The 12,575-nt window shown below is 30.1% G+C and carries 12 protein-coding genes and 1 tRNA gene; 1 reads left to right on the top strand and 12 read right to left on the bottom strand.

What is annotated here, in order from left to right; genetic code table 11:
• Nucleotides 1-96: 96 nt before the first annotated feature.
• Nucleotides 97-675, top strand: coding sequence for a GNAT family N-acetyltransferase (locus DK442_RS22970; protein ID WP_109438253.1), 579 nt, complete (start codon nucleotides 97-99; stop codon nucleotides 673-675).
• A 49-nt stretch (nucleotides 676-724) separates the two neighbouring features.
• Here the strand turns inward: DK442_RS22970 and DK442_RS22975 are convergent, their stop codons facing one another.
• From DK442_RS22975 to DK442_RS23030, 12 genes are all read right to left on the bottom strand, one after another.
• Entirely contained in the window at nucleotides 725-991 is a 267-nt protein-coding gene (locus tag DK442_RS22975; protein ID WP_160114314.1) for a hypothetical protein, read from the bottom strand.
• A 55-nt stretch (nucleotides 992-1,046) separates the two neighbouring features.
• Nucleotides 1,047-1,121, bottom strand: a tRNA-Pro gene (locus DK442_RS22980).
• 551 nt (nucleotides 1,122-1,672) lie between these two features.
• Entirely contained in the window at nucleotides 1,673-2,185 is a 513-nt protein-coding gene (locus tag DK442_RS22985) for a DUF6265 family protein (protein WP_109438255.1), read from the bottom strand.
• A 552-nt stretch (nucleotides 2,186-2,737) separates the two neighbouring features.
• A complete protein-coding gene (locus DK442_RS22990) occupies nucleotides 2,738-3,193 on the bottom strand; it encodes a DinB family protein (RefSeq protein WP_109438256.1) in 456 nt (151 codons plus the stop codon).
• 418 nt (nucleotides 3,194-3,611) lie between these two features.
• Entirely contained in the window at nucleotides 3,612-4,751 is a 1,140-nt protein-coding gene (locus DK442_RS22995; protein ID WP_109438257.1) for a DUF1624 domain-containing protein, read from the bottom strand.
• A 148-nt stretch (nucleotides 4,752-4,899) separates the two neighbouring features.
• A complete protein-coding gene (locus DK442_RS23000) occupies nucleotides 4,900-6,117 on the bottom strand; it encodes a GTP-binding protein (RefSeq protein WP_109438276.1) in 1,218 nt (405 codons plus the stop codon).
• A 286-nt stretch (nucleotides 6,118-6,403) separates the two neighbouring features.
• Nucleotides 6,404-7,618 (bottom strand): cellulase-like family protein, encoded by a 1,215-nt coding sequence (locus DK442_RS23005; protein ID WP_200825161.1) that lies wholly within the window; start codon nucleotides 7,616-7,618, stop codon nucleotides 6,404-6,406.
• Between the two features lie 192 nt (nucleotides 7,619-7,810).
• Nucleotides 7,811-8,191 (bottom strand): VOC family protein, encoded by a 381-nt coding sequence (locus tag DK442_RS23010; protein ID WP_109438278.1) that lies wholly within the window; start codon nucleotides 8,189-8,191, stop codon nucleotides 7,811-7,813.
• Between the two features lie 138 nt (nucleotides 8,192-8,329).
• Complete coding sequence (locus tag DK442_RS23015) at nucleotides 8,330-9,163, bottom strand: helix-turn-helix domain-containing protein (RefSeq protein ID WP_200825162.1); 834 nt, start codon at nucleotides 9,161-9,163, stop codon at nucleotides 8,330-8,332.
• A gap of 57 nt (nucleotides 9,164-9,220) precedes the next feature.
• Nucleotides 9,221-10,066: a phytanoyl-CoA dioxygenase gene (locus tag DK442_RS23020; protein WP_235011015.1), complete on the bottom strand. Its 846-nt coding sequence runs from the start codon at nucleotides 10,064-10,066 to the stop codon at nucleotides 9,221-9,223.
• A gap of 374 nt (nucleotides 10,067-10,440) precedes the next feature.
• Nucleotides 10,441-11,127 (bottom strand): CPBP family intramembrane glutamic endopeptidase, encoded by a 687-nt coding sequence (locus DK442_RS23025; RefSeq protein WP_109438258.1) that lies wholly within the window; start codon nucleotides 11,125-11,127, stop codon nucleotides 10,441-10,443.
• A gap of 59 nt (nucleotides 11,128-11,186) precedes the next feature.
• Nucleotides 11,187-12,311, bottom strand: a complete 1,125-nt coding sequence (locus DK442_RS23030; RefSeq protein WP_109438259.1) for an AraC family transcriptional regulator — start codon at nucleotides 12,309-12,311, stop codon at nucleotides 11,187-11,189.
• Between the last annotated feature and the right edge of the window lie 264 nt (nucleotides 12,312-12,575).

The raw sequence follows: 12,575 nt of genomic DNA on the forward strand, positions 1-12,575 counted from the left end.
ATCTGAAAAACTATATAACAATTACCTAAACTATGCTAAAATTTATTATCACCCCTAACATAAAACACCTTGCCACTATAGAAAATTGGCTAACTGATGAATGGAATAAAACAGGCAAAGGATTTTATTGCAATTGGGTTTCTGGTTTATCGGATTTATGAACTTAGTGCAGTAATTGATATTGCAGAAATTAAACCATCTGAAAGAAAAAAAGGAATCGCGAAAGAATTAATTAACGAAACTTTGGAGCATTTTAAAAAGAAAGGTGTTTTAGTTGCTAGACTTTATTGTTCGCCTGAAGATTCAGAACCTTTTTGGCAAAGAATTGGTTTTGAGAATTTTCCTAATTTACCTCATGACTCAAAAATCAATATGTTTAAACCACTTGTTGAGACTTTGCAACCAATCGATAAGATAGAAACGGATTCAATAATAAATTTATGGGATTGCGAGCCTCATCTAGCAGATTACATAGATCCAAAATGGATCTGGAATTTAAGTTTTTTAGATGATAATGAAACCTTAAAAAAACCTATAGTTTTTCCTGTTTCTAGTGATTGGCAAGTAGAGCTGATAAGAAACGGCCAAAAAATCATATCGAATAAAGTCAAAAGATTTCCAATAGATTTAGCGGACTATGGAACATTTATGATAATTCGAAAAGTCAATACTTGAAAAAAGCCCGACTAATAGCCGGGCTTTCTCAACAACAAAAAACACACTTTTACAGCGAACGAACAATAAGTTTGTTTTTTAAAGGCTCAGTCTTTTTTATAGGAAGTTTCTTCATTTCTTCTGAGTCTCTTATAAGTCTTTGATGATAGATGCTATATTTCAGTATAGGGATTTCATTATATCTATTTTTACGAGCTACCAGGTAGTTATCTCTATAATCTTCGTTTGGCTTCTCAACTTGTAAGATTACATCTCCGTCAAATTCAGAATCAGAACCGCCACGCATCGTTTTGCCTGTAGTTCTCTGGAAAATCAAAAAGAAAAGTGGTTAAAAACAACGAAACCCCTTTATAAAAGAGGTCTCGTGGGTGTCGGGTAGAGAGGATTCGAACCTCCGATCTCTGGTCCCCCAGACCAGCACTTTAACCGGACTAAGCTACTACCCGTTTTTACTTAATTACTTCTAAAAACCAGTTGTTTTCAGTGCATTTAAGTTTTAATAAAAATTCCTAAAATTGTTTGAAAATTAATTCGATTCTATTTTTGTGATTAAAAAAACACAATGAATTGTTAATTATAGAAGAGCAACTTCAAAAGGTTATTCTATAAAAATCGAAGTATATATTCAAGGCGCAAATATAAATATTTAGGTTTAGATAAATATTAAAAATCCAAAAAGTCTAAACAGATCTATGGCATAATAAAAAAACTAAATTAATGGCTCGATTGTAGTGATTATTCTTAAAGAAGTTTATGAGTATATAAGCGTTTTGAGCATATAATGCCACCGATAGAAATCTCAATCAAGACCAAAAACAATCACTTTTTTATCCATGTAGATTAATTTATGGTCTATAAACAAGATAAAAAAATAAATAGGCATAAGATATTCTAATTCATGTCAAGTCTCTTGAGTTTAAACATGGTAGACACTAGTTAGCAGAATATTAAATGAACACTATCAATCAACTCATTGCTATACATGAACTATAATTCTTTATTGAAGTTTTACCAATTCTAAATGTATTTTTATTTTGCTTCCAGAAATTGTAGCATATATTTTGTCTCCTTTTTTTTTATATTTTATTTTATTAGGAGAATCAAGTTGCTTATTAGGAAAATTGCGTGCATTATTTTCGCAAATAAATTCATGGGCGTTAGAACTTGTCATTTTAAATGAAGAAGGTTTAGTTTCGCCCTGTAATTGAATTTGAAAATTCCAGTGATTATCTAATTTTATAAGCCCAAATTTTTCTTTTTTTATTGTATCCCCATTTTGTACTGTAAACCCTAATCCGACATACTCGGTTTTACTTTTTTTATCCCAATTTTCAAACATTTCTTTACCAACCTCCTTAGTATTGATTTTCCATGTACCCAACAACCAATCAAAATTATCCGCTTCTTCAGTCAACTTAGGAGTATCCTCACTGATTACCGATTCTTCTTTTTTATTTTGATTACAAGAGATAAGTAAAATTGTAATCAATAACACAAATGTTTTTTTCATAATTTTTGATTTTGCTATACTATTGATAAAAAGATATTATTAATCTTATCATTTATATTTTTACTTAAAATTAGATGAAATGGATAAGGAAAAATATTTCACCGTATTGCACTGAAAAACCTGTAAAAAAACCAAAGAAGAATGTAAAGGTTATTATTGAATACGTCTTGCTCAATTAGAAAAGTAGTGTACTATTCTTATCAAGCTTGTATCATTTTAAAGTTTGTTATAGAGTAAAGAAGCTGTATGACTTTATAATTTCTAATAGTATCACTGGATTGATTTATTAATAATACAATACATAAAACCCCTCTAGTTAAGGTGCTAGAAGGGTTTTCACAATCAATATTAAATAAATTTATTATAAACTTTAAAACCTATTATAAAGATACTAATCATTATTACATCGATTTTACGGGTTTCCTTAATTTGAGATCTTTTTTGATAAAAAGATAAAGACGAATTTCCAGTCTTAATTATTCTCAAGATTTATGTAAAAACGCACTAGTTATTCGGTTTAAAACTTACGGCTATATTTTATATACGTTGTTCTTAAATAAATTTTCTAATATTAACCATGAACCCTAAGTGTAATCCTTCGTGATAATTATTAAATTCAAAAGCATCTTTTAGCGAAGTTAGATAAAACCCAGTCCCCGTCATTCGTTCATTATAGTTGACAAATTTTCCGTCATAAAAATCTGTTTCTGTTTTTTTGATTAAGGATAGTAATAGTTCTTTCAGTTCTGTTACCTCATTTTGAGAAGTTTTTCCAGTTGGTTTTGTTCCAGGTTTATAAAGTCCAAATAGTTCATTTGGGATATAACCTTCCAAATCTGAATCTTTATAGATTAATGCTTGTTGAGCAACAATAATATGGCCAATATTCCAAATCAGATTATTGCTAAATCCATTCGGAATTTTATTTAGTTGCTCTAAAGTATAGTTATTAAAATAGTCTAAATAAAGTTCTCTGCTTGTTTTCCAAGTTCTAAATACAGATTCCATTCAGTTTGTTTTTCAAATGTTTTACAACGTTAAATGTATGTGTCATAATAGAGCAAAATGTTGCCAGATTATTGACATTTTTGTTGCATTGATCGTCAACTTTAACTTTTTGCAAGCACTGCACTTTACCAAAAATACAAAGACCTTTCGATTTATCACTTAACGGTTATGATCATATTTATCGTGTTGGGCAATGTCCTTATTTACTGTCGTAACTTTATTACTTGCTTTTAAGATATACACTACATAAAATAACCATAATGTTTCTCCATTTCCTTTTTTTAATCCAAATCAGATAGAGCGTTTATGAATACCATTGATCAAATACTAAAGCCAAGATTTTTGACATACCATGTTAACAATAGATGTTTGGTTTACTGTGACTATTTTACAAATATTAAATACGTTTAAAGGTAATCTAGAAGTACTTAATCAACTTTGATGTACTCAAGCGTTTGAAATTAGAGAATCTTTTTGTTGGAAAATATAATAAAACAGATACTATAATCGAAATTAACCAAAGTTGATATACATGACTTACTTGAATAACTTCACCTTTATTTATGGTAAAGATTAAAATTGCATGAAAAACCAGAAGAACGTACAAATGAATAATATAAAAGAACATAGGAGCTGCACCATATACTTTTAAAACCTGAGAAAATCGACCATTAATTCTTTCAAAATAAGAAAGCAGTAGAAATCCGATACCCAAAGTAAATAACAAAAAATGTAGGGAAGGAGGGTATTTTGTGTAATTTAAAAATGACATCACTGATTTTAAGACTGAATTTTGTGTCTCCCATGGCAAAGTTTCACCATAGATATTCCATCCCCTTAATATCAAAAGCAAAGTAAGAGTTGAAAGTCCAAGGAATACTAGTATTTTTTGCCTCCTTGCTGCTACCATATGATGATGATATAATGGTCCTGTAAAGTATCCCAATAAAATTACACCTACCCATGGTAGTAAAGGATAAGAAACTCTGATGTCTATAAAACTATCGGTTACTAAATAACCTCTATCGTGAAGAATAGTCCAAAAATTATAACCTAATTCAGTAGTATCGAATGTAATTGGAGTTAATAAATTGTGTCCAAAAACAATGATGAATCCAAGTACTCCAATCCAAATTCTTGGAAGTTTACTCAACAATGCCAAACAAATCATACATATGCCTATTGCCCATATCACTTGCAAATACAAAGTGTTATAAGACGCAGACCATGAGAAATTAATTAGTGTGATTTCTAATAGAATTAAAAAAAGCCCTCGTTTTAGTAAGAAAGCGGTTGCCGATCTGGACGGTTTATCTTTTGGGTTTGAATATAACCAAACGGATAGCCCTGTTAAAAAAACGAAGACAGGAGCACATAAATGGGCTAGCAATCTAGTAAAAAATAAACCGCTACCAGTTTCTTCAATAACCATTGGATCTACAACACGATGGTGCGTGAAAAAATGTTCTCGTACATGATCCACTAACATTATCAACATTACAAAACCTCTTAGCATATCTATAGATGCTATTCTTGGAGTTCTTTTTTTATTTTCCATCTTCTTAATTACTGCTAATACTTGGACTATGGTTTTGGCGTTTAAATACCTGATTGTATAGATACAAACAGAATAGAAAATCTACAGGCATTTTTTAAGTACATCTAAATAAGCATTAATTTTATTCTTTATTATCACCAGTACTTTATTATTCCAAAGCATAAGCCCTTTCAACTGGCCATGTATCATCATAACCATCTTTCCATTTTTGAGTATTTAATTCTTCATCTGATGAAAGACAAGCGTTAAGATTTGACTTAATTTGTTGTTCATCCATATCCTGACCGATGAATACAATTTCATTTTTTCTATCACCAAAGTCTTTATGCCAATCTTTCTCAATTTGATCCTGATTCTCAATAAATGTTAAGTTTCTGATTCTCTTTTCAAAAGACATACTGCTCCACCAAACTCCAGCGCTGTCCGCTTTTAAAGAACCACCTGCTTGACCCCAGATTAAAGCTTGTTCTGGTCTAGAAGCTAGCCAGAATAAACCTTTACTTCGTATGATTACATTAGGGAAGTTATTTTGTACGTAATTCCAGAATCGTTCAGGGTCAAATGGTTTTTTACTTCTAAAAACAAAAGAACTAATACCATATTCTTCAGTTTCAGGAGTGTGCTCACTTTTATTTAATTCTTCTATCCATCCAGCACTCTGTTCAGCTTCTTCAAAATCAAATAAGCCTGTGTTTAAAATTTCTTTTGGCGCTATTTTACTAAAACTTGATTCAATAATTCGAGCAGAAGGATTTAACTTTTGGATAGATGCTTTTAATACACCAAGGTGTTCCTTAGTGACTAAATCTGTTTTATTTAATATAATAACGTTAGCGAATTCTATCTGGTCAGTTAGTAGATTAACAATTGTACGATAATCTCCTTCTATATTGGTAAGTTCTCTATCGATTAATGTTTCGGGACTTCCAAAATCATTAAAGAAATTAAAAGCATCGACTACGGTTACCATGGTATCAACATAGCTAAATCGAGAGAGATCAATACCATGTTCTTCATCTACAAATGAGAATGTTTGAGCAACAGGAATAGGTTCACTAATACCGGTACTTTCTATAAGCAAATAATCAAAACGATTTTCTTTTGCTAAGCGTTCTACTTCAATCATCAAGTCTTCTCTTAGGGTGCAACAAATACATCCATTACTCATTTCAACAAGCTTTTCTTCTGTTCTCGAAAGCGTGTTTTCACTTTTAACCAGGTTTGCATCTACGTTGACCTCACTCATATCATTCACAATAACTGCCACTTTTAGACCTTCTTTATTGTGTAGGACATGATTTAGCAATGTTGTCTTTCCCGCCCCCAGGAAACCACTTAATACTGTTACAGGTAATTTACTGTCCATATTTGCTATTTTTATTGAATAGAATAAGGGGGTAAATTTAGCTGTTAACATTTATTAATGCAACTAAGTTGCATTTTTTTAAGAAATAAAATGTTTTTTGAAATGATAGCGTGTTTACGTGGTATCGATTACAATGTTCAATACATAATTTTGTAAGGGTTTGCGTATTTCAAATCTTATCAAGTTACTATTTGAAAAATAAAGCTCGTGATGACGCTCTAAAACTCTTGAAATACTTATGAAGTATACACATTGCGTTGTGGTGTCGGATAATCACATGTGTTTTCTAAATTCGTTTTAGTAAGCTCGAACCGCTCAACTCTGCTTCAATAGTTTTTTCCTTAATCAATTTAGTTAATTCATTATGCCAGGACTGATCTCGCCACATACCTACAAACTGAGGTCCACAGAAATTACTCGTTGAAATAGCTGCCCAACGTCCAGTTTTAACAGCTTCACGAGTACCTAAATCGCATAGTTCTTTAACCCAATCCCACTCCAAAAGAGGCCAGTCTTTATAATCAATTATACCCCAACACTCGGTAGTGACAAGAGGTTTATTGACCTTTTTAGACCATTCGGCAGCCCAATGAATTTGCCTTAAAAGCTGATCTTTCCAGTAGTTTTCTTTTTCGCGATATAGTTTTTCTCCTTTTAGAGCAAGGTTTTTATAACCATCATCAGAAAATCTTTCGTAATTATAGTCTATCTCTTTATAAAATTCACCATTGTTCCCATTTACCATCCAAATATGTACTTCAAGAAAGTCGAGCATGCTAGTATCCCCCTTAGTTAAGGAGGCTTTGTTAACCTCACCAGTGAATGAAAAAGTATATGGGATATCGGGGTATTTTTCTTTCAGTACTGCTATGGATTCACTCATCCAACGACCGGACTCTTTGGTATGCCATCCTTCCAAATCGGTTTTAAAAGGAGTCCATACTTCTAATGGCCATTCGTTACTTAGGTCCAGGTATATGATTTGATCCATCAAATCATGTGATTCAATCAAATCGAGTACCGATAGCCAGACCTCGCCAAGTTTTTGAGGGGTAGTAATCACATTATATGACTTCTCTTTATCTGATCGCCACCATGTTGAGAGTCCAATTTTAATACCATATTCTTTGCATTTCTTAATGAAGTTAATAAAGTAGGGTTGTAGTATGACTTTAGTAATAGCAGGACTTCCCCAGTCTTGTGTATTCCAATGTGGGTTAATCACAAACTCTTTGTTTGGGTTTTTGTGGATAAGATGTGGAAAAGCATCTATTCGAATAGCATTATAACCCCGTACTTTTAACTCAGAAAGTGCTACATCCCAATCCTCATAACCTGCACCCGGCCATCGTCGTTCCAGCCAACTAAATTCCCACATTGTTATAGCCAAAGCCCTTTTATTATTTGTGGTTTCTTTGAAAGACATAGCACTTATTTCTGTTCCTAAAGACAATCCCAGCGTCGTAAGCGTAATGTTTTTTGTGAAATTTCTTCTGTTCATATTTTTAAAATTAGTTGTAGATGTCTTTTATTGACAGTCTATTTTACATGTACCACAACAGTCTTGTGTATGAGCAGTAACAAATTTTAAGTACCTACTTTATTAAATTACAATATACTTTAATTTAATGAAAGAGGTTTGAGTGCTAACTCAAACCTCTATTATTTATACATATTGTTGTATAAAGTGTCTTTATTCTTTTGGTTTTGTGTAAGTAACAATGTCAATTCCAATTCCATTAGGGTCAACTATTGCAAAATGTCTGTCGCCCCAAGGTTCGTCTCGGATTTCAATTTCCATCTGGACTCCTTTGTCTTTTAGCTCTTTGTAAACGTCGTCCACTTTCTCAACTTCAATTGTTAAATAAACGCCTTTTCCATTAAATACCGACTGGAAAATGGATTTTTGACTTGGATGGTTCGGTTGCAAAAAGCTGATTTCAGCTGAATGATCTGGTGTATGAAGTAATAGATAGAATTCGTTTTCAAAGCTTAGTCCAAAGTCTAATACTTCCATATAAAATTTCTTAGTTTCCTGTAGTTTTTCGGTAATTATTCCTGCGTTAAGTTTCATTTTATTCGCTGTTTGTGCATTTGAAAATCCAAAGAGTAAAACAAATGCAATTAATAATAATGTTTTCATTTTCAATGATTTTGTTTACTGCAAATTTAGATTGACAAGAAACCGTAGCATTGTAAAAATCGGACAAACTTAACGAAAGGCTAGAGAAGGTGTTACACCATAAAATGTTTTAAAGCTTTTAATAAAATGGGCTTGGTCAAAAAATCCGACATCAAAGTACAGTTTGTTTTCTTTTAGACTTTGTTTTGAGGGTTTTGCATTTAAAATATGCTGAAACCTCACAACATTACTAAATGATTTTGCAGTTGTGCCGATATAAAAATTGAAAACTCTACGCAGTTGTCTTAGACTTAAACCTGTATTAAGGTCTTTTTCAATATCCAAATATCCTTTTTTTTGAAAAATTAGGTTTAGTGAATCTAAAAAACGGTGGTCGTAATGAATGTTTTGATTTTTTGAATTTTCAATTATTTTTTCGTTCAGGACTTTTGTAATAGCTTCAAATGAATCGGAAGATTTAATTGCTAAATTGATCCATTTAGAAAAATCGGGCAAAATTTTGTTTAGTTCTTGAGATTGATTGCTTAAAGTTTTAGCATCTACTCTGAATAATATAGGAAATGCAGAAGGTAAAAACCTAATACCGATGTAGTCAAATTCTTTACCTATCGAAAATTGAGTGTACTTTCTGCAAAATCCCATTACAAAATTTTCATTCGGTAGATTATGATTAAAAAATATATCAATACAACCGTCAGAAACAACTCTATAATTGTAATCTTTGTTTAAGGGCTTCTTTGTTTTAAGTTGCCAAAAGCAGTAAACGTAATTTTCAATTTCTTTATTTGGTTGTCTTTCTTGATAGTATATTTCGTTACCATTAGTCGAAACTGTTGGTTGAATCGGTTTATAATATTCTCTTATGGTTTTTAGTTCATTCACTGCGTTTTCTGAATTAAGCACAACGTTTAATATAAAATAAGTTTTAATGCCGTTTATACCATGTCGGGTACAGTTTAATTAAAAAATTTCAGCATTATTAAACTCCTTCAGCTCAAACTCTATCGGCAAATTATTTCCATCTCTGAACTTCAATATTTGTGGATTATTATTACAATAAATAATATCAAAAGATAATCTGTCATTCCCATAAATTCCTCTATGAATCATATTTGCCGAAAAAATCAATAAATCACTTCTTCTTAATTCTATCAACTTTCCTTTTTTAAGAGGGTCATTTGGTTTTCTATTGTTTAATGAATTTCTAACTTCATATTCTTCATTAGAGTCCCAAATTCGATGTGTTTTTGGGATTAATTCAATTCCAAGTTCTTTTTTTAAAGGTATTCTAAAGTGAACAACATTTTGAGTTTTTATTACTTCTTTTTGTTCTGTCTCACTAATTCCTGTATACTGAATATCTCTATGCCAATAGTTGTTTTGATTCAAATTGTTTGGATCAAAAAAAAGTTGAGTATTCAGAAATTTTGGGCTGTCAAACTCAATAAGATTTATTATTCTATTTGAAGAAATGAAGTCAAATAATATCTTTTTTTCTTGTTTATTGAGGTTTTTTGAAGAAGTAAGGCTATGACTATTTAAAGCTCCTTTTAAATAAATTTCTGAATTTTCCTCTAACCAAAAATTATGAAACTTTATTAAAATAGGTTCTATACGCGAAAGCTCTTCTTCTTTGAAGAAGTTTTTATGATAGCTAAAACCAAACTCTGTGTAATCTCCTATTTTCATACTTTCAATTGTATCTAGTGTTTTGTGTATGATTAGTTGTGAGAAAGTACGCATGAACTTTCTGCCGTTGCTAAAGATAATTAATGCAAGTGATTTTTGATAAGGAAATTCTGCCATACACCTTATTATGTTATATCTGGTATTCAAATCCGAATAGAAATCATTCAATTCTCTACAATCGACAAAAATAATTGCAACAACTTCAAGTCTTTTGTTTTCAGAAAGATGAAGTGTAAGTCGTTCCTGGAAATTTACATATATACAGGTTCTTTAGATCCAAATCGACTCATCCTAATCTATATTAAATCCAAGTTCATCAATATAGAAGTCCATCGCTTTTTATAGTTCTATTAAATACAGTACAACGGTTTTCTGTATGAATAGTAGTGGGTTTTGAGTACTAATTTTTTATATATGTTGTTAGCTACTGGCGTAGCAGTCTTTAATAAATTGTTTTTTAAAATAATTGTACTTGTTCAAAGGTTTCATCTTTATAGGACTTTACAATAAATCAATAAAAACAGAACAAAATCAACTAAAAAATGTGTGAATATTACTAAGCCGGTTGATTTCTGTTTATCAGCAATAAAACTATACGCTATGGAAATTAGAATATAAGGTAGTATTAACTCTAATGGTAAAAAATGAACGATTGAGAATAATATTCCAATGACTAAATAGCTTACAATTTTAGAGTATTTTCTGTGCGTAGTATTTTGCATAAAACCTCTATAAGTAACTTCTTCTACGATACCTGCTGTAAGTGCTAATCCTAACAAAAGTGGAATAGCTGTGATAGCATTATAATCTGAAAATGATTTTATAAACCCTAATTGTGGTGAGTTATCTATATCAAAAATTATGTAACTAAAGTATATAGTTGTTAGAGTAAATATGCCTAAACCTAAAACGCTTAGTATATTTTTTTTATCTAAAATATTAAACTTAAAACGTATTTTAATATCGTCTTTATTTGTAAATGGATTCCATTTGTTTATAATTTTCCAGTATACATAAAGCATAATCAAAACGGGTATTAAACTAATACCATATTTTGGGAAGTATTTAAGGTTAAGTTGTATAATTGTTTGATTAATGGTAATAATTGGATATAATAAAATAATGTTTAATAACATTGCTTTTAACCAAGCAGGAATCTTTTGCCAAACTTTTTTCATAATAGTATAAATTTTAATTTGAAACAAAAGTAGTGGCAGTCAAAGGTATAGAAGTCCTTTTAATATTGTTGGGACGTATTTTTGTTTAATTTTCTATACGTACTTGGTGTTTGTCCAGTTTTATCTTTAAATATTCTATTAAAAGCAGATTTACTATTAAAACCATTATCATAGGCAATAATCATAATTTGTTCTGTAGATGATATAAGTTCTTTTTTTATAGATTCTATTCTATATGTATTTATTAAGTCGTAAAAATTTTCAAACTCACTGTATTTAATTATATCAGTTAATTCTATAGATTTAATATTGAGGTAACTTGAAAGTTTGACTAACGAAAGGTTTTCATCTTGATAATACTTACTGGTTTCTAGAGCTCTTTTTAACTCGTTTAACTCATCTTTAAATTGTTTTATTGGTTTGTTATCTTGTTTTAAAATGCTTTTTTTAGGTATGCTAACATAGTTTTGAGATAATACATTTGAATTAAAAATAAATGAAAATAATACTTGAATTATAATCATAAAACTTAACAAAATTCTAACGTTAATTACAGGATACATATAATTAAAAAAATAGAGTATAATTGGAATTAAGAAAAGAGAAACCCATAAACTATGAAACTTTAAAATCCAATTTGCACTAATGTTTTTTAAACTCGAAAAATGATTATAGAGTATACTATTAAACTTTTTTATCTCTCTAATACTCTTGCTAAAATAAATGATTGATAACATGATTATTACTAAGAAAAGAATTAAAACATCTATAGAGAAAAGAGACTCATTATTACTAATGTTTTTTTCAAGTTTCATGTATTGTTCTAAAATTAATTCATCTGGAACAGATAAATAACTAATTAAAGAAAGAGATAATCCCATTATAAATGGAAGAAAATTAAGAAGTACTTTAAATTTAAACTTGGAGGTATTTAATAAAGATTTTGAATAAAGCCATAAAACGACACTGTCTAACAATAATAAGTTTTGGTCTAACATTAATAGGATTGGATATTTTGAAGCTATTTCAGAATCTTTTAATAGAAAAAAAATGCACCTAACAGTCCAAACTATATTAATTAAAACAGCTATTTTAGTAGAAGTAAGTTTAGCGTTTTTCCCTTTCAATAATTGAAAAATTCCTAATAGACTTATTCCAATACCTATTCCTAAAATAATTTTCATTTTTCTTTATTCAGCTTGCACATAACGTTTAGTGTATATATCGTTAGAAATTCTGTCGAAGAATTTCCTTTTGTGCCAAGGTAACAAAATTGAAATGAATTCTGTTTAAGGAATTCAGTTGTAATGGGCTATACACATCTTAAGTTTACAATCTCTTAATTTTAAGGTTTAATCAGAAAGAACAAAAGAGAGGAATAAGATTAATATACACGTAGAACATTGCAGTTCGTCAACATTGATAATCCCTTCTCTTTTCCTACTAAT

Source organism: Aquimarina sp. AU119, assembly GCF_900312735.1.
Classification (GTDB): Bacteria; Bacteroidota; Bacteroidia; order Flavobacteriales; family Flavobacteriaceae; genus Aquimarina; species Aquimarina algiphila.